The 25,971-nt window shown below is 46.1% G+C and carries 25 protein-coding genes and 1 riboswitch; of the genes, 8 read left to right on the plus strand and 17 right to left on the minus strand.

The features are described from left to right. Positions 1 to 3: 3 nt before the first annotated feature. The gene (locus M1K58_RS12620; RefSeq protein WP_256759212.1) at positions 4 to 1,278 is read right to left on the minus strand and encodes a molybdopterin-dependent oxidoreductase; all 1,275 of its coding nucleotides are present in this window, start codon (positions 1,276 to 1,278) and stop codon (positions 4 to 6) included. 199 nt (positions 1,279 to 1,477) lie between these two features. Here M1K58_RS12620 and M1K58_RS12625 point away from each other — a divergent pair, with 199 nt between their 5' ends. Then, complete coding sequence (locus M1K58_RS12625) at positions 1,478 to 2,194, plus strand: hypothetical protein (protein ID WP_256759213.1); 717 nt, start codon at positions 1,478 to 1,480, stop codon at positions 2,192 to 2,194. A 67-nt stretch (positions 2,195 to 2,261) separates the two neighbouring features. Here M1K58_RS12625 and M1K58_RS12630 read toward each other — a convergent pair whose 3' ends face one another. From M1K58_RS12630 to M1K58_RS12650, 5 genes are all read right to left on the minus strand, one after another. Next, complete coding sequence (locus tag M1K58_RS12630; RefSeq protein WP_256759214.1) at positions 2,262 to 4,283, minus strand: YhgE/Pip domain-containing protein; 2,022 nt, start codon at positions 4,281 to 4,283, stop codon at positions 2,262 to 2,264. A 129-nt stretch (positions 4,284 to 4,412) separates the two neighbouring features. Continuing rightward, a complete protein-coding gene (locus M1K58_RS12635) occupies positions 4,413 to 4,988 on the minus strand; it encodes a TetR/AcrR family transcriptional regulator (RefSeq protein WP_256759215.1) in 576 nt (191 codons plus the stop codon). Positions 4,989 to 5,159: 171 nt separating this feature from the next. Beyond that, positions 5,160 to 5,471, minus strand: a complete 312-nt coding sequence (gene trxA, locus M1K58_RS12640) for a thioredoxin (protein ID WP_256759216.1) — start codon at positions 5,469 to 5,471, stop codon at positions 5,160 to 5,162. Between the two features lie 98 nt (positions 5,472 to 5,569). Further along, positions 5,570 to 5,995 (minus strand): RrF2 family transcriptional regulator, encoded by a 426-nt coding sequence (locus M1K58_RS12645; RefSeq protein WP_256759217.1) that lies wholly within the window; start codon positions 5,993 to 5,995, stop codon positions 5,570 to 5,572. Between the two features lie 105 nt (positions 5,996 to 6,100). Further along, a complete protein-coding gene (locus M1K58_RS12650) occupies positions 6,101 to 6,916 on the minus strand; it encodes an aldo/keto reductase (RefSeq protein ID WP_256759662.1) in 816 nt (271 codons plus the stop codon). A 149-nt stretch (positions 6,917 to 7,065) separates the two neighbouring features. Between M1K58_RS12650 and M1K58_RS12655 the strand changes: the two genes are divergently transcribed. Beyond that, a complete protein-coding gene (locus M1K58_RS12655) occupies positions 7,066 to 7,701 on the plus strand; it encodes a DsbA family oxidoreductase (RefSeq protein WP_256759218.1) in 636 nt (211 codons plus the stop codon). Between the two features lie 35 nt (positions 7,702 to 7,736). Here the strand turns inward: M1K58_RS12655 and M1K58_RS12660 are convergent, their stop codons facing one another. Then, positions 7,737 to 8,648: a LysR family transcriptional regulator gene (locus tag M1K58_RS12660; RefSeq protein WP_256759219.1), complete on the minus strand. Its 912-nt coding sequence runs from the start codon at positions 8,646 to 8,648 to the stop codon at positions 7,737 to 7,739. Positions 8,649 to 8,771: 123 nt separating this feature from the next. Here M1K58_RS12660 and M1K58_RS12665 point away from each other — a divergent pair, with 123 nt between their 5' ends. Next, the gene (locus tag M1K58_RS12665; protein ID WP_256759220.1) at positions 8,772 to 9,545 is read left to right on the plus strand and encodes a YeiH family protein; all 774 of its coding nucleotides are present in this window, start codon (positions 8,772 to 8,774) and stop codon (positions 9,543 to 9,545) included. Between the two features lie 236 nt (positions 9,546 to 9,781). Here the strand turns inward: M1K58_RS12665 and M1K58_RS12670 are convergent, their stop codons facing one another. Then, entirely contained in the window at positions 9,782 to 11,218 is a 1,437-nt protein-coding gene (locus tag M1K58_RS12670; RefSeq protein ID WP_256759221.1) for an NAD(P)/FAD-dependent oxidoreductase, read from the minus strand. Between the two features lie 86 nt (positions 11,219 to 11,304). After that, positions 11,305 to 11,404: riboswitch (purine riboswitch) on the minus strand. 263 nt (positions 11,405 to 11,667) lie between these two features. Between M1K58_RS12670 and M1K58_RS12675 the strand changes: the two genes are divergently transcribed. Next, complete coding sequence (locus M1K58_RS12675; RefSeq protein ID WP_256759222.1) at positions 11,668 to 12,825, plus strand: S1C family serine protease; 1,158 nt, start codon at positions 11,668 to 11,670, stop codon at positions 12,823 to 12,825. 95 nt (positions 12,826 to 12,920) lie between these two features. On the opposite strand, the gene M1K58_RS12680 is transcribed toward M1K58_RS12675, so the two are convergent. Genes M1K58_RS12680 through M1K58_RS12690 form a run of 3 tightly spaced genes read right to left on the minus strand, consistent with a single transcriptional unit; the run spans position 12,921 to position 16,239 of the window. Further along, the gene (locus tag M1K58_RS12680) at positions 12,921 to 13,787 is read right to left on the minus strand and encodes a transglutaminase family protein (RefSeq protein WP_256759223.1); all 867 of its coding nucleotides are present in this window, start codon (positions 13,785 to 13,787) and stop codon (positions 12,921 to 12,923) included. Continuing rightward, positions 13,784 to 14,737 carry an alpha-E domain-containing protein gene (locus tag M1K58_RS12685; protein WP_256759224.1) on the minus strand — a complete coding sequence of 318 codons (954 nt, stop codon included), beginning with the start codon at positions 14,735 to 14,737 and terminating at the stop codon, positions 13,784 to 13,786. The genes M1K58_RS12680 and M1K58_RS12685 overlap by 4 nt, the downstream gene beginning before the upstream one ends. Positions 14,738 to 14,784: 47 nt before the next feature. Next, a complete protein-coding gene (locus M1K58_RS12690) occupies positions 14,785 to 16,239 on the minus strand; it encodes a circularly permuted type 2 ATP-grasp protein (RefSeq protein WP_256759225.1) in 1,455 nt (484 codons plus the stop codon). Between the two features lie 354 nt (positions 16,240 to 16,593). Here M1K58_RS12690 and M1K58_RS12695 point away from each other — a divergent pair, with 354 nt between their 5' ends. After that, the gene (locus M1K58_RS12695) at positions 16,594 to 17,502 is read left to right on the plus strand and encodes a cation diffusion facilitator family transporter (RefSeq protein WP_256759226.1); all 909 of its coding nucleotides are present in this window, start codon (positions 16,594 to 16,596) and stop codon (positions 17,500 to 17,502) included. A gap of 119 nt (positions 17,503 to 17,621) precedes the next feature. Here the strand turns inward: M1K58_RS12695 and cyoD are convergent, their stop codons facing one another. From cyoD to M1K58_RS12725, 6 genes are all read right to left on the minus strand, one after another. Further along, positions 17,622 to 17,960: a cytochrome o ubiquinol oxidase subunit IV gene (gene cyoD / locus M1K58_RS12700; protein ID WP_256759227.1), complete on the minus strand. Its 339-nt coding sequence runs from the start codon at positions 17,958 to 17,960 to the stop codon at positions 17,622 to 17,624. 1 nt (position 17,961) lies between these two features. After that, positions 17,962 to 18,591, minus strand: coding sequence for a cytochrome o ubiquinol oxidase subunit III (gene cyoC, locus M1K58_RS12705; protein WP_256759228.1), 630 nt, complete (start codon positions 18,589 to 18,591; stop codon positions 17,962 to 17,964). Continuing rightward, positions 18,591 to 20,561: a cbb3-type cytochrome c oxidase subunit I gene (locus M1K58_RS12710; protein ID WP_256759229.1), complete on the minus strand. Its 1,971-nt coding sequence runs from the start codon at positions 20,559 to 20,561 to the stop codon at positions 18,591 to 18,593. Before M1K58_RS12710 ends, cyoC begins: the two co-directional genes overlap by 1 nt. A 20-nt stretch (positions 20,562 to 20,581) precedes the next feature. Continuing rightward, entirely contained in the window at positions 20,582 to 21,583 is a 1,002-nt protein-coding gene (gene cyoA / locus M1K58_RS12715) for a ubiquinol oxidase subunit II (RefSeq protein WP_372339154.1), read from the minus strand. Positions 21,584 to 21,888: 305 nt separating this feature from the next. Continuing rightward, positions 21,889 to 22,119, minus strand: a complete 231-nt coding sequence (locus M1K58_RS12720) for a hypothetical protein (RefSeq protein ID WP_256759231.1) — start codon at positions 22,117 to 22,119, stop codon at positions 21,889 to 21,891. Between the two features lie 102 nt (positions 22,120 to 22,221). Beyond that, positions 22,222 to 23,694, minus strand: coding sequence for an ABC transporter substrate-binding protein (locus M1K58_RS12725; protein ID WP_256759232.1), 1,473 nt, complete (start codon positions 23,692 to 23,694; stop codon positions 22,222 to 22,224). A 242-nt stretch (positions 23,695 to 23,936) separates the two neighbouring features. Here M1K58_RS12725 and M1K58_RS12730 point away from each other — a divergent pair, with 242 nt between their 5' ends. From M1K58_RS12730 to M1K58_RS12740, 3 genes are all read left to right on the plus strand, one after another. After that, positions 23,937 to 24,266, plus strand: coding sequence for a PadR family transcriptional regulator (locus M1K58_RS12730; RefSeq protein WP_256759233.1), 330 nt, complete (start codon positions 23,937 to 23,939; stop codon positions 24,264 to 24,266). Positions 24,267 to 24,370: 104 nt separating this feature from the next. Beyond that, complete coding sequence (locus M1K58_RS12735) at positions 24,371 to 24,925, plus strand: DUF1700 domain-containing protein (protein ID WP_256759234.1); 555 nt, start codon at positions 24,371 to 24,373, stop codon at positions 24,923 to 24,925. Between the two features lie 4 nt (positions 24,926 to 24,929). Beyond that, positions 24,930 to 25,796 (plus strand): DUF4097 family beta strand repeat-containing protein, encoded by an 867-nt coding sequence (locus M1K58_RS12740; protein WP_256759235.1) that lies wholly within the window; start codon positions 24,930 to 24,932, stop codon positions 25,794 to 25,796. Positions 25,797 to 25,971: the final 175 nt, after the last annotated feature.

Genomic DNA, 25,971 nt, shown 5'->3' on the forward strand with positions numbered 1-25,971 from the left:
CCCTCACACTTTCACCCAAGCATCGGTATCGTACCCTCTTTTCTCCCAATATCCAATGTGCTCTTCATCGATGAGCTCGATCCCATCCAACCATTTCACAGATTTGTAGGCATACATCTTCGGAACAATTAACCGCACCGGCCCACCGTAATCACGATGAATCGGCTTCCCATCGTGCAGCAGAGCAACTAAGACATCATCCATGTTTGCTTGCTCCAGAGTAAGCGTGTCCGTGTAAACCCCATCTCCGGAATAGAATTTAACAAACCTCGCATTCGACTTTATTCCTGCTTGGATCAGCAAGGCAGATAACGGTATGCCTTCCCATGTGTTCTTATAGACCGACCAACCTGTCACGCAATGAAAATCACTCACCTGTACAGTACGGGCAAGCGCAAGAAACTGCTCCCAATTCCAAGTTGAGGGCTTATCCACCAATCCCTTTATCGAGAAGCTCCACGTTCGAGAGTCGAAGGTTGGTAATGGAGTTACCGAATATACTCGAAAATATCCTTTAGCTCCACCCCCTACTACATTTGCGGAATCTGGCATTGGGGTTGGATTCGGCAGCATCAGATTCGTCTCATTAGAAACATCCGACATCCCTCCTTGAAGGGGTGTCATACCTCCACCACCCGTCGTCGTCAGCCAACGAATAAAAGTTGGGGCGACCGCAATAGCCAAACCAACGCCAAGCGACCCTCTTAAAAACTGTCGGCGATTGATCCAGGGTGTCGGCCCCTCGACAGGAACGCCGACATGAGCAGCTACATCTGGATTTCCAAGCTCTCGATTCTCAATGTTCTCCGAAATTTGAATAGCTCGGCGTTCAGGCTTATTCATCCATTTCATCCGAGTCACAGAATGATAAATAATATAAGGAATCCCTATCCAGGTTAATAGATCATGAACGACCAAAGCTCCATTCGCCCATTGTGGCGGAAATTTGCGAATTTGCCATAGCACGATGCCGGAAAGTAGCCACCCTACTAGCAATACCATAACGAAGCTTAGATTTCCCTTCTGCTTCGGCCGTTGCCTAATTTGTTTCAAATGCCGTCTCATCAAAGGGATATAGAGTGCAATCAATACTCCGGATAAAATTCCAATCAGGATATGCAACTGTTTAACGGGGTTGCGGAAATGACCGTCAAACCATCCTCGCACAGCATCCCATGTTAATAGAAGACCGGTAATCGCAAGAACAAGAACGATCCATCCATTCCATTTATGCAATTCCGCGAGTTGCTTACCGAAGCCCGGTTTACGACCGCCCACGCAATTTCCCCCTTCGAATCGTCTGAATTCGTAGCCAAATTATAGCACAAGAATATCCAATTCATTACGACCTAATGAATCAAACCCCTCCAACACAAAATTCACTAGCGCGAATTAAGTTGAATCCCTGATATTTCCACCGGAACATCTTGCCACCTTTTGCGTCTAACTATGTACTTAACCGCAAGGAGGAATGATCATGCGAAGAATGTACCCGTTTTTAACTACGGCTCTTCTCGCACTCCTACTCGCTGGCTGCGGATCCAATTCTAATAAAAACGGAGCAACCGATGTTCCGAAAGCTATTCCGTCCGCGGATTCATCCTTCGGGATTAAACCTACAGCCAATTCGAGTAGTGAACCCCCATCAACCCAATCTCCTTTTGAAACTCAACCATCGGAATCGTCAAATGACCAAGATGCTCAATTGAAGGTTATCGCTCTTGACGTTGTTGAGTATTTGCAGGAGAGAGACTTGAGTGCTTTGATTCCGTTGATCGATCCGGAGCAAGGTTTAAGATTTTCACCGTACCCTCATATCAATACCGATACGGATCTCGTATTCAAAGCAGATGCGCTACCTAGCTTCAAGGACACGAACAAGCTGCAATGGGGAATTGCTGATGGAAGTGGCGAAGCGCTTGATCTCTCATTCCGAGATTATTACGAGAAATTCGTATACAATAACGATTTCGCAGATGCTCCCAACGTCAGCGTTAACAAAATTCTCGCCAAAGGTAACTCCGAATCCAATATCACGAAAGTGTATCCAGGCGCCTCTTATGTTGAATTCTACTTCCCTGGATTCGATAAAGAGCTAGACGGAATGGATTGGCAAAGCCTAGTGCTGGTGTTTATTCCTTCTGCCGATGACTGGAAGCTGGTCGATATCGTTCATGGCCAATGGACAATCTAATCCTACAAATTAAAAAGGTTGAACTACGGGAGAACATCCCGTGGCTCAACCTTTTTTGGTGCCACAATTATACAGCTATCGTGTTATCATTCTTACTAGCCCCTGCATATTCTTTGCGATAAGTGATCACAAAGAATAGAAGAGTCATTGCCGCGAATACGGCTGCGAAACCAAGCAATATCCATACATTTTCCCACATGAAGGAATACTCTCCGCTTGATACGACTGCCTTAAGCCCAGCTACCGAGTATGTCATTGGGAACCATGCGCTAGCTTGCTGCAACCAGTTAGGAATTAATTCTAACGGGAATGTACCCGCAGAGCTGGTTAATTGGAAGATTAAGATTACAATGACGACAAAGCGGCCCGGATTTTGTAACACAGTTACAAAGAACTGAATGAGCGCCATGAACGTGATACTGGTGATAATCGAGAATAAGAAGAACAAGGGTAGGCTTTGAACCTCTAATCCCAGACCGTACAGCAGTACGAGATCTGCAATCACTGCCTGTATCGTACCTATGAATACCATTGTAAGGAACTTACCGACAAACCAGCTCCAGCCGCTTGTAGGTTTAATTGCCGGCTCTCTAACTGTGTATACAATCGTCAGAAGTAATGCTCCGACAAACAGACCTAGGGAAATAAAGTAAGGTGCAAATCCAGTACCGTAATTCGGCACCTCTGTCGTCTTGACCACATCAAGATCAACAGGGCTAGCGAACATATCAATAAAGGTGTCGCTACCGTTAAGGCTGGAAGTCTTACCCGCAGCTTCATTCAGCTTGCTCGATAATTCTCCAGTACCGTCGGTCAACTTCAATAAACCTGCAGTAATTTGTTGAGCACCTTGATCTAACTGACTTGAACCGTCAACGATGGTGCTAAAGCCAGTCGATAAACTACCCAAGCCTTGCTTCAGTCCAATTGCTCCAGTGTGAAGCTGCTCAGCACCGGTCGCAAGCTTATCACTTCCTGATTTAGCTGCATCAAGCTTAGCCCCGAATTGTTCAAGGCCACTTGCCAACTGTGCTGTACCACCACTTAACTTAGTCGCTCCTGCAACCAGTTGATCCTGCCCTTGCTTAGCAGCGCTAATCCCTCCAGCAACCTGCTTACTTGTGGCTATCAATTGTTGCAAATCGGCATCCTCAGCAAGCTCAGGATGGGCTTTAACATATTGCTCAAGTCCACTTGCTACACCCTTCGCACCCGTCTCAAGCTTAGCTGTTCCTTCTACGGACTGGGAAAGCCCCGCTGCCAGCTGACTTGCTCCGAGCTTCGCTTGATCAGCGCCTTGTCCAAGCTGGCTATTCGCCTCTGTGAGCTGCGACAATCCACCACTAAGCGATCCGCTTCCTTTCACTAGCTCGGAAGTACCCGTCTCCAGCTTTGCACTACCCTCAACAAGCTTTACAATTCCACCTTGCATCGTCAACGACCCCGAGGCAAGCTTATTGAGATTTTCTTCGAGCAGCGCCGCACCATTCTTGGCACTGTCCGTTCCTGATGCGATTTCGCTAGCGCCATCGCTAGCTTGGCTTAGTCCATCCGCCAAAGTTTTAACTTGATCGAATACCGTATGCGTATACGCCTTAGTCACTTCTTTGCTTAGCTCTGTTCTCATTTTCTCAATCGCAGTATTCCCGATTTGAGCGGCCAAGAAGTTATAGCTCTCATTTGGCATAAACACAATTTGAGCCGGAGTAGGTGTCTCAGAAGTTAAGGTTGTTGTTAGGGCCGAGAAATCTGCTGGAATTTCAATCGCCATGTAGTACTTGTTATCTTTCAATCCTTCTTCTGCTTCTGTCTTGTTCACTAAGCTGTAATTGAAATCATTGCTTCCCTTCAGCTTCTCGACAAAATCCTGTCCGATGTGCATAGTCTCACCTTCAAAGACAGTACCTTCATCTGAGTTCACCACAGCAACCGGTAAGTCCACTAGCTTATCGTATGGATCCCAGAAAGCACCTAGGAACATTGCACAATACAATACCGGCACTGTTAATACCGCTACCACCGGAATGAGCACCTTCTTGTTTTTCCCAATCCCTAAAATCTCTCTCGCAAATTGCTTAATCCCTTTCATTAACAAACACCCCTATACATTATGACTATTTCGTTCATTTGGTCACTTTAATGCAAAAAAAGATCAGCCCTATTAGGGCGTGTTGTCCTTTATTCGAAGCCATATTCGATATGAATCCAAGTTCAATCACTAATCCATAGCCAACCCATTCATTAAGTACAGTTGGAACAGCTCTGTAATCCGTCCTTTATCTAAGGCAGTGTGCGAATGCTGCCACTCCGATGCGAGAGCTAGATACATTTTCAACAACACAAATGCTGTAATCTCCGGATCGCAAGGCTTCAGCTCTTTCTTATCGATAGCCGTCTGAATCTTAACTTGAATAAATGACAGGATCGCAGCTTCCAGTTTATTAAGTCCTTCTAGAGCTTTAGGCGTTCCCATATCCCTCACTTCATGAACCATCTTCACAGCAAGCTGATGCTTATCTCGAAAATCGAGGATTTTGTACAAAATGCGATTCAAATTATCGAAAAAGTTTCTCTGGGCATCGTATTCTGCATCCGCGACAACCTTCATTTCTTTAATCAATTGATTCATAATATCGTCGAATAGCTCTTCCTTATTAGAGAAGAAGGTATAAATCGTACCTTTCCCCACATTAGCAAGCTTCGCCACCTGATCCATCGTCGTCGCTTTATATCCGAACAAAGCAAAGCTCTGGTATGCCGCATCAACAATTAGCTTCCTCCGGTCAATTTGCACTGACGTTATTCCCTCCTTCCAAAATGACTGACTGACTATATTCCAAATCTGGTCAACTGGTCAAAATGATAATAACATGTGTATAAGGAGATTGCAATAGTTCAAAGCCAAAGAAGAAACACCGCAAATCCTCTCAAGAGAGGACTCACGGCGTCACTTCACACATCTCAATTACATGTGGCTTTGGATTTTTGCTTTCAAGGAATCTTTGGATTGCAGACCTACAAGCTTATCCACGGGTTGTCCGTCTTTGAACAGGATCAACGTCGGGATGCTCATAACGCCGAATTGACTAGCAAGCTCAGGCTCTTCGTCAACGTTAACTTTCGCAATCGTTGCAGTTCCTTTCAATTCTTCAGAAAGCTCTTCCACGATTGGAAGCTGCATTTTGCAAGGTCCGCACCATGGAGCCCAGAAATCAAGCAAGGATACTCCTTGCGCTACGTTCTCAGTGAAATTGTCTTTTGTAACTACAACTGCCATAAGACATCTCTCCTATTCTAAGTGAATAATGTATGAAACCTATGATGATCGGGCACTTCTCGTGACCCGCTCCACCCCAAAATAATCTTCATGGTGCGCTAAGCCTTAGCTTTTGCCGTCAAACGGGACAACATCTGTCCAATCGTAATCGACTCGAAATACAATTCGAGCTGCTGATCCGCTCCGCAAAATACGGCGTCCATAACTTCCCCCATGTTGGAGCCTACCAAGCAATCTGATTCCGGATTACCGCTGCACCAGCTAGGAGCCAGTGAGCCTGCAGTCAAAGCGCGATATATATCAGCTAACGTTACCTCATTCGGTTCCTGAGAAAGCCGATAACCGCCGCCCGAGCCTTCACGCGTATCCACGAAACCATTTTTGCGTAAGCAGCTCATAACCTTACGAACCCGAACCGGATTCGTGCACACGTTGGATGCAATTTCTTCACTTGAAGCCATTCCATCGGGTCGATGCGCTAGGAGAACTAGGCTGTGGACAGCTATGATGAATTCACTGTTCATATCACAAGCCTCCTTGGTTACTACTGTAATAATATCAGTTACAGTTAATACTGTCAAGGGCGCACCTGCATCACGTATTATTTCATGAACAGCGCTACATTATGCTTAGAAATCAACATGATCTGGATCCGATCCAAAACGTTGATTCTGATTCAATCCATCCATTCGGTTCATATCCTCCGGCTCCAGCTCAAAGTCAAATACATCTGCGTTCTCACGAATACGCTCTTCGTTCACCGACTTAGGAATCGTCACCACGCCAAGCTGAAGATGCCATCTCAGAACAATCTGCGCAGGTGTTTTGTTGTATTTAACAGCCAATTCCGCAATAAGGGGCAGATCCAATCGCCCTTGCATCAGCGGTCTCCACGATTCAAGCTGAATACCTTCCTTACGACAAAAGGCAAAAAGCCTCTTCTGAGTGTGCAGCGGATGGAATTCCACTTGATTCACCATCGGCTTAACCCTGCAGCTTCCCATCAAATCCTCCAGATGGTGAATATTGAAGTTGCTAACGCCGATCGCACGTACGAGCCCTTGATCATGCAGCTCCTCTAAAGCCCGATAGGTTTCATTATATTTACCCACAACCGGCCAGTGAACGAGGTACAAATCCACATATTCCATTTCTAACCGGTTAAGGCTGTTCTGAAACGCTTGTAAGGTACTCTCATAGCCTTGCTCATTATTCCACACCTTTGTCGTGAGGAAAATCTGATCACGTGGAACACCTGAAGTTCGAATAGCCCGACCGACACTTTGCTCATTGTCATACATAGACGCTGTATCTATACTGCGATAACCTGCCTTCAATGCAGCCAACACTGCATTTTCCGTTTCTTCACCGTCTTTCGCGCGCCATACCCCAAGACCTAGTCGCGGCATTTCCACACCATTTAACAGCTCAACAGTCGAATCCATATGCAGCTTCACTTCTTGTTTCCTCCTCATCTGACCGATTTTTTCTATTTTCACATTCTATCACGCCAGGGCCCTCATCGCACATTGAATGGCGCTTTGTAGTCTGCCATACTATGAGTACAGAATCTACTTAAAGAGAGGTGACGGCGATGAAAATCGATGTTTATTCAGATATGGTATGTCCTTGGTGCCGAATCGGCAAAAAGAATATGAACGACGCAATTGACTCCTGGCATGATCAAACCGGTCAAACGGTTGAAGTGAGTTACCACGCCTATCAACTTGATCCTACATTGCCACCCGAAGGCTTACCCTTCAACAAGGTTATGGAGAAGAAAATGGGCGGTGTCGAGCGTCTACGGCCCATGCTCGATAGAGTTACCAGTGCAGGCGCCGACATTGGTGTTACCTTCAATTTCGACAAGGTAGAACGTATGCCGAACACGGTGCTCGCTCATCGCATTACTGCTCTGCTACCTGCTGAAGATGAGGCATATTGGGTCGAAGCGGTCATGAAAGCATATTTCGAGGATGGAAGAGATATTGCAAAGATGGAAGTACTCATGGAAGTTGCCGCTGAATTAGGACTCGAGCCCGAAGAAGCCCAACGTCTGCTGGAAGCTGGAGAAGGTCTCGAAGCCGTTGAGCAGGATATGGCTTCTGCGAAATCATTCGGCATATCCGGGGTCCCCTTCTTCCTCATTAATAACAAATATGCTTTGTCCGGCGCTTATCCATCCGCTCAATTTCTAGAGGCATTCAAGAAAATCTCTCAAGAGGGCTAAGCTCAAAGCTGAGGGCTTAGAGGCTTAGAGTCTTGTCAACCATCAGTAGGAGTCGTTGCTAGCATCGCTTCCGTTACTGTCCGCAGAGTTTGCAGAAAAACCTCGATGGTTCGAGTACGTAGATCGCCTTTGCGTAACAAGATATTGAAGCTTCGTTTAACAGGAAGCCCTTCTATAGGAAGCAACTTTAAGGAGCCGAGCCCGAGTTCCTTGCGAAGCGCCCAGCGCGATTGCAAGGTCACACCGAGCCCGGCTTCCACTGTTTCTTTGATCGACTGTGTGCTGCCCATTTCCATAAGTCGTGCCGGATGCACGCTTAACGCCGCGAACATTTTATCAGCAGCAGCTCTCGTCCCTGAGCCTTGTTCCCGCACAATCCATGTTTGACCCTCTAGGAGCTCCAAGGGAATCTGCGTTACCTTAGCTAGTGGATGCTGCGCTCCTGCCGCAATGTACATCTCATCCTCCGCTAGCTTCTCCATGGAAAGACCGGTACCAATCTCCTCTCCTTCAACAATCCCCACATCCAATTCACGATTACGGACCTGCTCCGCTATATCTGAAGTATTACCAATCTTGACCGTTGGGTGTATATCCGCAAAATCCAAGTTTAATCTCGCCAGCACCAATGGAAGCACATATTCGCCAAAGGTATAACTTGCCCCAATTGACAGCGGACCTCCGGTATAATGCATCAAATCGTTGACCATTTCCTCCATTCTACGATATAAGCCACTAATTTCTTTGGCATGATGGAGGACGATATCCCCAGCTTTCGTTAAGGTTACAGATTTATTATTACGCTCCAGCAGCCTAACCTTAAGCCGCTCCTCCAAAGACCGAATATGCTGGCTAACTGCAGGCTGTGTCATATGTAGCCGTTCCGCTGCACGAGAGAAATTACGAGTATCGGCAACCTCTAAGAAAACAATAAGGGATTGATCCATTGCCTAGCAGCCCCCATTCATTAGCTATTGATTATCATGAATATAATTATAATTAATTTTTCTTATTATCGTAACCGAAGTATGCTGAGGATAACAAACAAAGCATCGGAGGGATCAGTCATCATGCGTGCTAATATCACCCCCTTTAACTTTACCACTTTTTCGCTTATTCCCGCTCGAATCTACGGAATTTTGTTTACCTTGGCACTCGCGCTGACAGGCTGGGGCTTGTCTCAACTCCCTGGACTGGACCGACTTGGTCCTCTTGCTTGCACCTTACTGCTCGCAGCCGCTTATCGCCATTTGTTCGGCTACCCCTTATCCCTCGGCAGCGGTATTCGTTTCTCTTCGGGAACTTTGCTCAGGCTTGCCATCGTGTTATTCGGGCTCAAGCTGAATATTGGCGACCTACTGCAGCAAGGACTCCCGTTACTAGCACGAAGCGCTGGAACAGTCCTCTTCTCACTTGTGATCGTAATGGTTATCGGTCGATGGCTCCGTGCAGATCGCAAGCTGACCTTTCTGCTTGCGATTGGTACGGCGATATGTGGCGCAGCGGCCATAGCCGCTGTATCCCCTTTGCTCAAATCCAAAGATGAAGATACAGCCATCAGCGCCGGACTGATCGCTCTCATCGGAACGATATTCGCTGCAGCTTATACACTCATACAACCTTGGTTGCCGATTGACGTGGCGACTTATGGAATTTGGTCGGGACTTACCTTACATGAAATCGCACATGTCGCGATGGCTGCCGCATCAGCTGGACCAGATGCTTTGGCTGATGGATTGCTTGCTAAGTTATGCAGAGTAGCCTTACTAATCCCAATGTGCCTCGGTATCCTAAGTGTAGCCAAGCTGCGCGCTTCCGTAGCCGCGCCCTGCGTCCATTCATAGCGATGTTTATTGCATCGGTGCTGCTTTCTGGCCTAACACTGTTGTCTTTGTAAACTTAGGAGGAAGACACTGTAAGGGATTAAACAGCAGGACACGCTTCGAGCATCTATAGCCACATTGACAACTGAACAGTCGAAATAGCGGAACCTCGTTCCGCTATTTCGACGCATTCTACCTTGGCGCACCCCGTTTCACGGACAGGAATACAACCGCACCATCAACCACGTATGCTCCACTTACTTTGCTTTCCGTTCCGCAACCGCACGAGCAATCCACACACCAGCCGCACCCGCTTGCGCCAAACCACGCGTTACTCCCGCTCCGTCTCCGCCGCAGTACAAGCCAGATATCTCCGTTTCCAAGGTGTTACTGAGCTTAGGACGAGCAGAGTAGAACTTAGCCTCTACACCATAGAATAAGGTATGTTCCGAGGCAATACCTGGCGTAACCTTGTCGAGTGCCTCGACCATCTCGATTAAGCTTTTCATTGTGTTATAAGGAAGCACTAAACCAAGATCCCCTGGCACGGCCTCATGATGGGTTGGTTCAATAAATCCTTCCTTGATACGCCCATCCGTTGAACGGCGACCTCTCAGAATATCCCCATACTTCTGAACAATGATGCCCCCGTTCGAGAGATCGTTCGCCCGCTTACAAATCTCACGCGCATACTCGTTTGGCTTATCGAATGGATCCGTGAACTTGTGTGAAACAAGTAGCGCGAAGTTTGTATTCATAGAACCAAGTGCCGGATCCTTGAAGGCATGACCATTCGCCGCCATAACCCCACTATGATTCTCGACAACGACGTGCCCGGATGGATTACTACAGAAAGTCCTCACTCGGGTACCTACAGAAGTATTGAACACGAACTTGCCTTCGTACAGATGCTGATTTATTTCTCTCATGACAACATCAGAGGTTTCTACCCTTACCCCTACGTCGACCTGGTTGTTAACCATAACCAATCTACGTTTCTTGAGCACCTCAGTCAACCAACCCGAACCATCGCGTCCCGGTGAAATAACAACGGTATCAGCCATAATTTCCTCGCCGTCTTTGAGGGTAATTCCAAGAACGCGATGAGCGCCATTTTCCTTCACGGTCAATAGATCAGCAACCTCAGTCTTAAACCGCATGTCTATCCGGCTTTCCAGGAAAGTATAGATCGACTTCAGAATTTCCAAGTTCTGCTCTGTCCCCAGATGCCTAACCTGTGCGCGCAGCAGCTTCAGCCCCGCAGCGTAGCCACGGTGCTCGATATCTCTAACAAAATCGGTTGTTGGATCTGTCAAATTCAAAGTGGCTCCGTGCTCCAAATTAATTTCGTCAACATAGCGAATTAATCCTAATACTTGAGAAGGAGATAAGTAATCTGTCAGCCAACCGCCGAACTCCGTCGTAATATTAAATTTACCATCGCTATAAGCACCCGCACCGCCAAATCCTGCCGTAATTGAACAAGCTGGTAGACAGCCGGCAAATTCTTTTTTCCCAGCGGGTGGTGGACAGAGCTCAATTTTATTTTCCAATATCGGACAGTGACGACGCTTGATTTCATGCCCTTTGTCAACTAAAAGCACCTTAAGGTGCGGGGAAGTCCTCGTCAATTCATAGCAAGTGAAAATTCCAGCTGGTCCTGCACCAACCACAATAACGTCATACTTACTCATCCGTAAGTCTCCTCCTGGTTTGCTCCCATATTCTAATCAAGACAGCACAAAAAAATTCCCGACTACAGATGGATGCAGGTATCCTAATGGATATCCCACATCCTCGTAGTCAGGAATTTAAGGTTCCTGGTAGAGACCCCCAACCCATATTGCCGAGGATATACGAATGGATGACAGATGAAATTAAAAGGTTCTTCAATACGGAGATTAACCGATAAAAACGTACAAGTCAAGGGCGAATCGCCTTAATCATTCGTATTATACGCAAAAATTACTCAAAACTCCTATCTCAAACCATAATATACCCTATATTTACGAACATTTTTACTTTAACCGAAAACCAATTCATTTTTACCTACTTGCAAATAAACCTATTGAAATCACTTTGATATCCCGATAGATTGAAGATATACATAAAAGAAAAACCAATATATAGGAGATGATTGTTTTTGAAAAGGAAAGTATTCATTTCATTCCTCGCGTTATCGTTTGTATATGCAGGTATCGTGAGTGCCGCGTCCTTATGGGGCTCCTATAAAGGCAACCCAATTGTAAGGGTACAAGTAGATGGAACTGTTCACAAAAACAGCGTTCCCGCGATTAGCCTCAATAACCAAACCTACGTCCCCTTAAATGCTCTTAAAAAAGCTGGCATTAAGTATAATATGGACAGTAATAAACAAACCCTTGATCTCACAACAAACAAAATGAATACAACAGTCAAACAGTTGCACTCCATTACATTAACCTCTAAGGACGGAGGAATAGAAGCCTCGACCGACTTCTACCAAACCAAAGGAAATGAGGATGAGGACTGGGATGACATCATGGACGCGTTCACTTCACTAAGTGATCTAGACGCCACATTACTCACAGTAAATTATTACACAACCCCATCCTACGCTTGGAAAGGTTCGGTCTCTATTCCTAAGCTTACATTGATGAAATTTTGGCAGAGCAAGATCACAGATGACGAGCTATCATCCGAATGGGTCATTGATGGCAAGCTATTTAGAGAGCCCTTAACCCCTAAAGAAATCGCTAAGCTGCAAAATGCAGTAGGATTCGTGCTCGTCTACGATGAATCCAACAAGCCTCTAGGACAAGGCTCTGGATTCGTCTTAAAGGACGATATTTTCGTAACTAACTATCACGTCACAGAGGATGCCTCTAAAATCACGGTGTCCGTAGATAATAAAACCTACGATTTGTCCGACTGGTATTTCTTCAAGGATGCCAATAAAGATATTTTCTCCGCAGCGATTTCAAGTTCATTCGATTCATCTGGGAATGCAACAGGGAGCTCTCCTGCTCATTCTCTCGAATATACGACCGAATTACCCGAAGTTGGAGACAAGGTATATGCGATCGGTAGTCCTAATGGTTTAGAAAATACGGTGTCAGATGGAATCGTTTCCTCCATCCGCACGATTGATGGGATCACGTATATCCAACACACAGCCGATACCGAGCCCGGCTCAAGCGGAGGAGTCCTTCTCAACGAATACGGTGAGGTTATTGGGATAACAACATTCGGTGTCTCAAACACAACGTTAGACTTTGCTGTTCCGATGAAATATTTCCAAAGCAATTGGGATAATCTTTAGGAAGAAAAGAATAAGCAAATAAAAGCAGGTAGCTGCCGGAATGGAGCTACCTGCTTTTATTTGCGCACTTCTACGCCCCTTGCCCTCTTTTAAACCTACGCGCTCTCTCCCAACCGAACATCCACCGATACCTGTAGCGTCTGCCCGGACGCCCCTCTGTAAATTCCTTTAACAGGAACGATATCCGTATAATCGCGACCATGACCCAGCTTCACGTAACGCCAATCGATTAAATTGTTATTCGTCGGGTCAATCCCCTGCCAACCCACACCCGGGATATATACTTCCACCCACGCATGCGAGGCTTGCTCGAAATCCGCATCTCGCCCCTGGAGATCACCCACGTAGTGATATCCACTCACGTAACGCGCGGGTACCCCGCGAAGTCTACAAACCGCCAGCAGCAAATGGGCGAAATCTTGGCAAACTCCAGTCCCGATCCCAATCAACTCTTCCGCTGTTGTATGGACCCCAGTGGAAAGCGGCTTGTACTCGAAGTCTCCATAGATCGCGCTCGCTGCATTGCGGACAAATCCGAACACGCCCTCGTCTTCCCCACTTATACCAGCAGCGTACACTCCTACGCTCGGATGGAACGATGCGTACGCAGTGGGAAGTAAATATTCCGCGTTCCCATCAATGAAATCCTCGCTTCGGAGCCGACTCCATGATTCCTCTGGTCCCCATGCCGCTTTCCATATTACATCCCTATCTCTTGTCACGACCGTCGAGTAAGAAGTAATCACAAGCTCCCGATGAGGGTCGTTAGCTGTAAAGGAATGCACTCGATTGCCGAAATAATCCTCGTAGGACAGCAGTTGAACATTCGGCTCGATAACAAGTCGATGCTGATAACAAGCCTGACGTTCGTCTGTACGAGGCGTTAGCCTGATTTCATTGACACTGTCCGTCACTGATGAATCGTAACGGTATCTTGTGACGTGACATATATCGAGCTTCATGCAATAACCTCCTGTCCAGGGGAAAAAAAAGTCTTAGCAACCGCATCTCCGAGCTGCCGGTTCGTACCCAAAAGCTGGTAGAGGACGATATTTAAGGTTTCCATTCTGATATCCTTGCGATCCAGCCAACCAAGCTCCGACCGAGCCTTTCCGGCTAATCGAATCATTCGTTCGAGCCCAGAGTTCGACTTATCAGATTGTCCACGCAGCGCCTTAAGATGCTGCTCGAAGGCAGCCAGCGCAAAGTGGACCGACCTCGGGAACGACTCCTGCAGCACGATAAACCGCGACACCTCTTCTAAGTTGATTTCCTGAAGATCCAATCGGCGAAACGCCTCATACCCGCCAACCGACTTCAAAACCGCCATCGTATACGCATACGAAGCTTTTCGTTTATCCGGGGCAATATTACTGACCGACTGCAAGAGTCTAACGACATTCTCAGAGCGCTCCAAGTAACGCCCACTCTCCAGCATGTGCCAGGATTCATCCCTAAGAGCAATAGAAACTGCAGTCCCTTGGAAAGCCGCAAGCCCTTCCTTAACACGTTGGAAGAAGCGATGGGGGGATTGCTGCGTGATCTCCTCTAATTGAACTGTTTTAAGCCATAAATAAAAACCATTCAATAGGTTCCAAAGCTCGGAAGGAAGCTGCTCGCGAATCTTCTTCAGATTATCCCGGGCTTGAGCTACACAGGATAAGATCGAATTGGACTGCGTCAAGTCCAAGGTGAGGAAGTATAGGACATCATGCTCACGATACACCCCATACTTCTCCTCATACATTTCGCAATCTCCAATCGCTTCGGCAATTCGCTTCCAGACGGTTTCCGCTTCCCCGTTGCCTTCCTCACGCAGATGGTAATACACATCTAGAAGCCGGGCATGATTTTCCGCTCGCTCTGTATACCGCCCAATCCAGAACAACGATTCCGCTATCCGATCCAACATAGGGCTCACTCCTTATGAATTGGAATCCAAATACATGACTCGTTTTTTCAATTCGACAATACCCAGGTATCCTTGACCCCGCCGCCTTGCGATGAATTCACCACCAACGACCCTTCCTTCATTGCCACTCTCGTTAAACCTCCTGGAAGCACATGAACATTACGTCCATCAGCAAGTGCAAATACTCTTAAATCGATATGCCGATGGGCCATTCGCCCATCCAGATTAACGGGTGAAGTAGATAGCTTAATGGTTGGTTGAGCAATGTAATTGTCCGGATTCTCCCGTATTTTCACCGCAAACCTCTCTCTTTCCCACTCCGTAGAGGCCGGACCTACAAGCATTCCATATCCGCCAGATAACGAGGTTTCCTTGACGACCATCTCTTCAAGCCGCCCAAGCACATGCTCCCGTTCATCCGGTCTACTCATCAAATAAGTCGGAACATTGTTTAGAATCGGCCTTTCATTCAGATAATACCGAATCATCTCTGGAACGAACGTATAGATGGCCTTATCATCGGCCACACCTGTACCCGGTGCATTAGCAATCGTAATGTTGCCGAACCGGTAAGCATTCATCAACCCCGCTACACCCAGCATCGAATCAGGACGGAATGCCAGGGGATCCAGATAATCATCGTCGATTCTACGATAGAGTACATCTACCTTCTTCAATCCCGATAACTTTCGGATGTAGATTTTATTATCACGGCAAACAAGATCCCTTCCTTCAACAAGCTCCATACCCATCTGCTGAGCTAGAAAAGTATGTTCGAAGTATGCCGAATTGTAGCTACCAGGGGTGAGGAGCGCAATAACCGGCTCCGCTTTATCCGAAGGAGCTAGGTTCCGCAAAGAGGATCGGAATTCGTGTAACGCTTGTTCAATGCCTCGAACAGGATGAGAGAAATAAAGCTCTGGAAAATCATGCGTCATAATCGATCGGCTTTTGAACACATAAGAGAAACCTGATGGAGACCGCAAATTATCCTCGAGGACAAAGTAGTCGCCCTTCTCGTCTCTGATGAGATCGATACCGGATGCCGTAACATAGGTTCCACCTGGCACGGGTAGCTTCATCATCTCTGTGCGAAAATATCGATTCCCCATGACCATACGGCGAGGAACCAACCCATCCTTGAGAATACACTGCTCATTGTAGATGTCCGCCAAGAACGCATTTAATGCCCGCACCCGCTGTTTAGTCCCTCGTTCAATCATCTCCCATTCCTCGGCCGGTATAATCCTGGGAATCAAGTCAAAAGGAATTGTCCGCTCCAATGATTCCGATTGATCACCGCCCGATAGCGTGAAAGTTATTCCTTCCTCGAGTAGTCGACCGTTCATCTGAGCTTGCCTGGATGCGCGATCCGCTATCGACATACGCGAAAGAATTTGATTCACTTTGCCATAGTGCGCTCGAACCTGTGCCCCGTTATACATTTCATTGAAGAAACGAGAGGAAGGCGTAGCAACCGATACATCATTCATCATTTCCATGTCGGCACAGCTCCTTCTCATTACTGGGTTTTATTGTAATCATATGCTCATAGCAACATTGTGTCAACTATTGTTACATTAAAATGCCAATTCATTTGTTAATTTAACATATATATTACATCAATAGTGATGTAAACGTTATATATAGATCACAATAATCATTAGCCTGTGTCGTATGGGTATGTTACAATAGTATAGCTAATTGGAACGGGAATAATGGAGAGGGTGGTTGTCACCCATGAGATATCATCAAGCAGCAATTGATATAGGTTCAAAAACAGGCTTTCAACCCCAAGGTTGAAAGCCTGTTTTATTTTTTGCGCGGGGTAAACTTTCTTTGAAGGGGTAATCATTGTGGCGGATAGGCATCATTCTGGATTATTGGCAATTTGGATCAGCTTAATAAGCAACATCATTTTAACGATTTTAAAGGTAACAGCCGGACTTCTACTTGCTAGTCCCGTGCTACTCGCAGACGGAGTTCATAACGCCGGCGATATCATCGCAACTATAGCAGCGCTGACTTCCTCGATGGTATCGAAAAAGCCGGCCGATGACGATCATCCCTACGGTCATGGCAAGGCTGAAGTCATCGCCTCTGCATTCGTCGCCGTTGTTCTCGTGCTTGCTGCCTTCTGGATTGGGATTCAATCCATCATCGCCTTGTTCCACCCCCCTGGGGAAGAAAGCTGGTTAGCTCTCGGAGCGGCAGCGATATCTCTTCTATGGAAACAAGCGCTCTATATTTATACAATTAGAGTCGGCAGGGCAACCAATAGCAAAAGCGTTCTAGCTACCGCCTATGATCACTTAGCCGATGTGTATGCATCTATCGCAGCAGTCGTAGGGATCGGACTCGGATTGCTAGGAGGACGCTTGAACTGGGAGTGGGCCGCCTATGGTGATCCGGTTGCTGGTATCATCGTCTCCTTACTCGTGCTTAAGCTCGCCTATGAAATGGGTCGAGACTCTGTCGATATCTTAATGGAACGTAATGTCTCTGTAGAAAAGCTGGCGTACTACGAAGATTTGCTTCGGTCGGAGGAAGACGTAAAGCGAGTAGATCGAGTCAGAGCACGCGAGCACGGCCATTACATCATCGTAGATATTCGTGTAGGCGTTCCTTATGATTACAATATTCAGCAAGGTCACGATATAAGCAAGCATCTCAAGAAGCTAATCATGGACTACGATCCAGATGTTATCGAGGTTATGGTCCACCTTAACCCTTGGAAAGCAAGCAAACACACGCTGCTGTCCTAATCACTTACCCACACACACCCACCACACTAACAATTAATCAGCGAACAAAAAAAGAGGAGAAGGTCTAGCCCCATCGGGCGACCTTCTCCTCTTCCCTTATACAAATAACCTCACTTCATTTACGCCACTTTATTAAACGTCATAATCCAGATGGAGCCTGCGACGATCGTCAGAACAATGATCAGCCCAAGAATAAGCACCATGAGATTATACCGCGGCTTACCCTCTTCCTTCAGATGCATAAAGTAAACCAGCTGCACTACAAATTGAAGGATTGCAAATCCGAGCAATACAACTGTAGCTGCTGTACCTTCCAGCATATCGTTCAGGACTATAATGAGTGGTATTGCTGTCAGTACAAGCGACAAAATGAATCCAATGACATAAGACTTGAGCGATCCATGTGCTTCATGAGCATCATGGGCACCGTGCGAGTCGTGAGCCTGATGTTGCGCCATCTTATATCACCTCCAACATATAAACGATTGTAAAGACAAAGATCCATACCACATCTAGGAAATGCCAGTACAAGCTAACAACCTTCACCTTGCGACGAGTGACGGAATTAATGCCATGTCGACCTAGTTGTATCATAATCGCGATCATCCATACTAGACCAATTGATACGTGAAGACCATGTGTCCCAACAAGTGTGTAAAAGCTAGACCAGAATGCACTTGTAGAAATTGTCGCACCTTCATGTACCAGGGTCACAAATTCCGATATTTCCAATGTAAGGAACGTCGCACCCAGCAACACGGTAACAATCAACCAACCAATAAGCCCTTTGCGATCCCCTTTGTTCATCGCCAGAACAGCCAACCCACTTGTGAAGCTACTCGTTAGGAGGATGAATGTTTCAGCGATAACCCCAGGCATTTCAAACAACTCAGCCCCTGTTGGACCACCCGCAAAGCTTCCACTAAGCACCACATAAGTGGCGAATAGCGTCGCGAACATAATACAGTCCGTTATCAAGAAGAACCAGAAGCCCATAAACCGCAGTTCTTCTTGGTCATGATGCTCTTCATGAGCATGCTCATCATGATGCTGTGGCTTGGCAATAATATGGTTTCCTGAATTCGCCATTAGACAGTCCTCCCTGCAGCAGCTTCCGTGCGTCTAATTTCTTCAACCGAAATATAATAGTCTGTTTTGTAGCGGAACGAGTGAACGAGCATACTTGCAGCCACACCGATAAGCCCAGGTATCGCTAGCCATAACCAATCAAATACGAATCCGAACCCTACCAGGAAGAAGAATCCGGACATCACAATAGGAATTCCTGAATTTTTAGGCATATGGATCGGTTCGAGCTTAGGCTTCGGTTTTGGGGCATGCCCTTGAGCAATACGTTGCTTCTCTTCCCACCAAGCATCCGCCTCATCTACACGCGGCAATATTGCAAAGTTATACACTGGAGCTGGAGATGGTATAGACCACTCTAACGTCCGTCCATCCCACGGGTCGCCCGTTGTATCTTTCTTCATGAACTTAATGCTGTGCAGGATTTGCCACACTTGGAACAGGAACCCGATTCCCATGAGGAAACCACCAATTGTAGAAGTAAGGTTAAGCTCATAAAAGCCTCTATCCCAACCGTAAGTGCTGACACGGCGGGTCATTCCCATTAAACCAAGGACATATTGCGGCATAAAGCATACATAGAAACCAATGTTCCACGTCCAGAAAGCCCATTTACCAAGCTTCTCGTTCAGCTTGAAGCCGAATACCTTAGGCCACCAGTAATACAGTCCAGCGAAGAATCCGAATGCAACACCACCGATTAACACTTGATGGAAGTGAGCGATTAGAAAATAGCTATTGTGGAACTGGAAGTCTGCAGGAGCGACCGAAAGCAGCACCCCTGTCATCCCACCTACAACGAAGCAAGGAATGAAAGCAATCATCCACATCATCGGGGTTGGGAAGGAAAGCCGTCCGCGGAACATGGTGAACAGCCAGTTAAACACCTTGACCCCGGTCGGTATGGCTATGATCATGGTCGTAAGCGCAAAGAACGCGTTGACGTTCGCCCCCGATCCCATCGTGAAGAAGTGATGCGCCCAAGTAAAGAATGACATTAAACTAATGCTCATTAAGGCGAATACCATCGATTTATAGCCAAACAGCCTCTTCTTCGAGAAGGTTGCCGCGATTTCAGAGAAAATCCCAAAGGCAGGGAGGACAACGATGTAAACCTCAGGATGTCCCCACATCCAGATCAAGTTAATATACATCATCGGATTACCGCCACCATCTAGGGTAAAGAAATGTGCCCCCAAGTAGCGATCTAAGAAGAGTAAGGCTAGAGTAATCGTCAAAATCGGGAACGCCAGGATGATGGTTAGACAGCTGGAAAGAACGGACCAAACAAACATTGGCATCTTCATCAGCTTCATACCCGGCGCACGCATTTTAAGAATCGTAACAATAAAGTTGATCCCCGTCATCAAACTCCCGATCCCGGAAATCTGAATGCCCCAAATGTAGAAGTCCTGTCCTACACCAGGACTATGGGAAAGCTCCGACAATGGCGGATACGCCAGCCAACCCGCATCCGGTGAACCTCCAATAACGAACGACATGTTAAACAACATCGCTCCAGAGAAGAATAGCCAGAAGCTTAGTGAGTTAAGGAACGGAAACGCAACATCCCTTGCTCCGATATGCAGTGGAACGACTAGATTGAACAACCCGAACATTAGCGGCATCGCCATGAACAAGATCATGATGACACCATGGGTCGTGAAGATCTGATTATAGTGTTCCGGAGTTAAGAAATCTAATTCTGGAACCGCAAGCTGCGTACGCATGAGTAGAGCATCCACTCCGCCTCTGAAGAGCATTAAGAGAGATGCGATAACGTACATAATCCCGATTTTCTTATGATCGACGGTCGTCAGCCAATCCTTCCATAGCCACGTCCATTTTTTGAAATAAGTAAGTGCAGTAACAACCGCAACTAGAGTAAGCACGATGGAAACATCGGCTCCATAGATGAGCGGATCACCCGTAACGAAAAACTCGGATGAGAAATCCTTAATTTTGTCCCACATGCCGGCACCATCCTTTCCCTTTATTCATTGTTCATATGTCCTTCATGATTCATGGAAGGCTCTTCCTCTTTCATAGGCACGTCAGAATCATTCATTTTCTCGTGATCAGTCATGTTCTCGTGATCTGTCATGTTCTCGTGATCTGTCATTTCTTCATCACTCGAACCATGATTATGCGCACCGTACTTCGTCACAATCTTGTCGTACAGCCCCTCGGGAATTGAAGAAAAGGTTTCAACCTCCGACACACCCGGTATAGCCAATTGCTCATAGCCTTCCATCGTAAGCGCAGGGGAAGAGCCTTTAATGCCTTGTACCCAGGTGTCGAACTCCTCTTGAGAGGTCGCCTTCGCCTCAAAGTGCATTTTCCCAAATTCACGTCCACTAAAGTTAGCGCCCATACCTACATAGGAACCAGGCTCATCTGCAATAAGGTGCAGCTTCATCGACATTCCGGACATCGTATAAATTTGACCACCCAGCTGCGGAATCCAGAATGAATTCATCGGAGCATCCGAGGTCAATTCGAATCGGACTGGCACATCTTCTGGGAATTGAAGGTAGTTCACCGTTGCAATTCCTTGCTCTGGATATTGGAATAACCATTTCCAGTCGAGCGAGGTGACTTGAATGACTAGCGGCTCCGCCTCATGTTCAAGAGGCTTGGAGGGCTCGAGCTTATGAGAGTATTGAACTGTAATGACAGCCAATATCGCAATAATGACGATCGGAATCCCCCACCAGATGGTTTCCAGCTTCGAGTTATGTGACCATTCAGGATCATACTTCGTCTTGTTATTAGGTTTGTGTCGGTATTTCCATACTATATAGAAGGTAAGAATTAAAACCGGCACGATGATAATCAAACAAAGTACGGTAGAAATAATCATCAAGTCCATTTGTTGCTTAGCGATGATCCCTTTAGGATTCAGTACGATCAGCTCGTCCGTGCAGCCAGTCATTAGAATCGTCATCACAATTAATGATAGGACGGCCGTTAGGCGCCGTAGCCCTTTCATCATTTCCATCTCCTCCATCTTCACGTTGCCTTTGTGCTATTTATCACATTATCAGAAAAAAGAGGCTAGTTCCTTACAGTTAACAAAGGCGTCAAACAAACGTTGAAAATTCGCAATACTTTGTTCACCACTTCGACTAACTGTGACTTTTATTACACCACTACCCCCAAGCATAAACAGCTAACGCCATCCTTGAGGATGGCGGGAAGACGTTTATGTCGGAGGCGATTCAGATAACACAAAAAGACCATCTCCACAGAAATTCACATTCTGTAGGGATGGTCCTTATTTAATGTAGATGAATTGAGTTATTCCGTAGTTGCGGCCGCTGGGGTGACCTCTTGATTTTTCTGCATAAGAGGAGCAATTACACCGAACAGCATAATTTGAAACCCTCCAATTAGAAAACCAATGCCCACCATCAAGCCTAGATTTCGATCATTAAACTGCGTGAGGTTCATGACGCAGCAGAGAACACCTACCGCAATAACGACCATGGCAACCCACTTCAGCATTCGTGACATTTCTTTGTTCTTCATGAGGTCCAACTCCTCTCCGTTGAAAGCGCTATATGTGAACATTGTAGCACGGAGTTGTGACAAAATAAAGACAAAATTCACAAGTTGGACAAAAACTATTCTTTATTCCGCTACTGCTGATGATGAGGTCGTCCCACCCGTCACAATTGTAGTCGTCTGATCGGTACTCGGAGAGGCTTCTCCCGCATTCGTCGTATCGGCTTTCGCAGCGTTATTGAATTCTTCAGTCAATAGCTGCTGCCCTTTTACTTGAAGATTATCAAGCGCTTCTGAGATGGTAGCCTTTCCGTCCTTCACATTTTGGAACTCCTGCTGCGTCAATCCATCGAATTTTCCATAGAACTGCTGCGGGAGCTTATCATAATCCTTGTACATATTGTTCTGAGCCGGCTTCAAGCTATAGAAGGCTTCCATATGATGTCCTTCTTCATCGGCGACATATTTGGTCCGTGTTGGAAAGCCTCCGTTCTGGAGCTTCGATGTAACTCTTGCAAAGTTATCACCATTAATGTAGCTTACAAACTTCCATGCCGCGTCTACGTTTGCGGAATTGGCATCAATCGCGAAGATTTGGCTAAGGTTTACCGATGAGCTTTCATCCGGTGTCTGCGGATTGACCGGCATCGTAACGACATCCCAATTTTGCACACCTTTACCCTTAAGTACATTTTTCGCTTCTTTGATCTGATTGATTAAATAGCTGCTCTCCATGGTCATCGCGACCTTCCCGCTAATGAATGGATCCCTCATGAGATAATCTTCATAGCTGGAAGAGCCACCGTTCATTTGATTAGGGTCCTCTGTGAACAATGCCCCGGATTTAATCGCTTTATCCGCGGTCTCGAATGACGTTTTCCAAGAATCGGTGTTGATCATCAACTGCTTCGCTGTTGGATTAATGTACGATAAACCCATAGAGCTACCAATCGTCATACCCAACTGATAGAGATCTGACTGGTAGCCGGCCTTCAAGCCATATACCCGGTCTTCTTTCGATCCTGTCGTCGGGAAACGAGCAGCAATTTCCAACAGCTTCTCCCAGCTCATTCTATCTTCCGGCAATGGAATGCCATGCTTAGCAAAGAGATCCTTATTATAGAAGATAGCCTGACTGTAGAATTCCGGTGCTAACCCGTACAGAATACCATCACTTTTTTGTTTGATATAATCAACGACTCCCGGCGCAATTCCTTCGAGATCATACTTGTCCTTCTTAATAAAGGACTCCAAATTGTATAGCTTACCCTCACCCGCCATACGAGCATATTCATCCGTACCCAGCATGAGAACGTCCGGCTTCTGCTCCGCAATGAAATCCTGCATCGCCTTCTGCATGTCCTTGCCTTCTTCATAATTAACACTTTGTGTAGAAGCAACTTCGATCTCGATATTAGGATAAAGTGCGGAGAACAACATACCATATTGCTGGTAAAAGCTTCTTTCGTCGTAGTGCATCACTTTTATTTTCGTTATCGTATTGTCCTTGGAGTCATTGTCAGAGCTACTGCAGCCAGCAAGCAGTCCTGCAGTTAATACCACTGGCATCGTCATTAATAACACCTTATTAAAACGCATTTAAACACTTCCTCTTCCATTTGATTTACATATTGTACCATGATTGGACAAGCTCATATCTTAAGAATAGCTTAAGCATTTGATTTAAAGCCCATTTACAAGCCTTAAACCTCCCTCTATTTATTTTTAACCAGTACCTTGCATTATTCAATACCGCATGTTAAATTATAGATGAAACAGCTACTAATTATTAATCAGTACTGAATATAGACGCTTATTAGTCGAGGTAGGAGGCAGTGAACTTGGATATTAATACGCAATTTAAAAAGGGCGTTCTCGAGCTATGTGTTCTCGTTCTTATCCAGAAGAACGATCGTTACGGCTACGAACTCGCAGAGGCTGTATCGGAGCATGTCGAAGTCGCAGAAGGTGCGCTTTACCCCCTTCTACGTCGGTTAGTCAAGGACGGTTACTGTACGACTTATTTACAGGAATCTAATGAAGGCCCCCCAAGGAAATACTACCAGCTAACACCAGAAGGGCTGCTTTATGTCAAAGCTCTTACTATCGCTTGGAACGAGTTCGTGAAAAATGTAGGCAATTTGATCGAGCAAGGTAATTTCCCAAAATAATAGAACCTCCCCAACTTTAGTCTAGGTTTACTATCAACTCACGTCGGATATGAATCGGTTGATCTTACGATATAATTAAGAAATTAATGGAAGAGGGATCACTCATGAATAAACAGGAGTTTATTGAAACACTCCGCTACTATCTCGTCTCATTACCTGAGGATGAGCGGAACGAGCTAATAAGAGATTATGAATTGCATTTTATTCACGGCGAGCAGAATGGTAAGACAGAGACAGATATCTCTAGGGAACTTGGTGACCCCCTAACGCTGGCACGAGAAGTTATTGGCCACGACGCTCTACTCCCACCCCCGTGGACACCCTCACCGGCACGACAACGTCCGGATATTCCCCGGTTCGTCGGGGTGTCAATTGTACTCTTTTTTCTAAATCTAATCGCCATTCCTGTATGTGTAGCGTTATGGGCTACTTGCCTTGCATTAGGCATAGCAGCAATCGCTGGAATTCTGTCACCGTTGATACTCGTACTAGAAACGTATATGTACAATAGTTATGCGCCAGTCAAGTTGTTCACTGCAATAGGGATGGTTGGAATCGGGATGCTACTAGCTTCACTGACCCGTTATTTCAGTAAGGGGCTGCTAGTAGGTACAAATAAATATAGCCAATGGAATTACAAGACATGGAGAGGAAGATAATTAAATGAAAAAGTTTTGGTACTTTACTGCCATCTGCTTAATTGCAATCGGGGTTATAGGCGCTCTAGCCATTGGACAGAAATCAGATGGAGATCTCCCTAGCTTTGAGAAAAAGTGGACCTTCTCTGCTTCTGATCTGCGCAATCTACACGTTGTGAGCGACTACCCTGTTAATATTTCTTTTGTGAAGAGCACGGACGGTCAAAACTCTATTCACCTTAACGGGAGTGGAACGGAGAAAATGATTGAGAAGGCGATGGCAACTGAAATTTCCGACCAAAGCCTTAAGCTTGATCTAACTCGTTTACCTAAGAAGTATATTAATTTTTTTGATTTTAACTTCTCTAATCAGACGAAAGAAGAGCTCGTGATCTCTGTCACTGATGATTCCCTGTTGGAAAAGCTGAAGGTCTCACTGGATTCTGGGAATATCACAGTAACAGATGCAGCCCTTGTGCAAATCTCCTCAGCAGAATTGTCCACCGACTCCGGAAATATTACACTTGATCATTTCAAGAGCAATTATTTGAACCTTGATGCGGATTCAGGAAATATTAAAGGGAACCATGTGACTGCAGAATTAGTGGCCTCTACCGACTCCGGAAATATCACACTTGAGAACATGACGGGAAGCACCAATATCTCAGTCGACTCAGGTAACGTGAAGCTGTATAAACTAGATACATCCGATACCGATATCTCCGTTGATTCAGGCAACGCCTATGTTCAGGTGCCCTCTAGCTTCGCAGGATCTTACGATCTGAAAGTCGATTCCGGTAATATAAACGCCCCTGAATCCAAACATGAGACCAACGAATTCGTGAAGATTAGGACCGATAGCGGGAATATTAAAGTCGAACAACAGCAATAGGCATCATGAGAGCCCATTTATCCCACACACCGACATTTCTCTTCCCTACACGAGAGATGCGGTGTGTTTTCTTATGCTTATAACCTATGAAATCTTAATTTGTGGCTGGTATGTATCTCCAACTTTAGTCGGGGTCATCTCCAAACTTGAGGCGGTTACGACGAAGGTCCAGCAG

Source organism: Cohnella sp. WQ 127256, from assembly GCF_024519285.1.
Taxonomy (GTDB): domain Bacteria; phylum Bacillota; class Bacilli; order Paenibacillales; family Paenibacillaceae; genus Cohnella.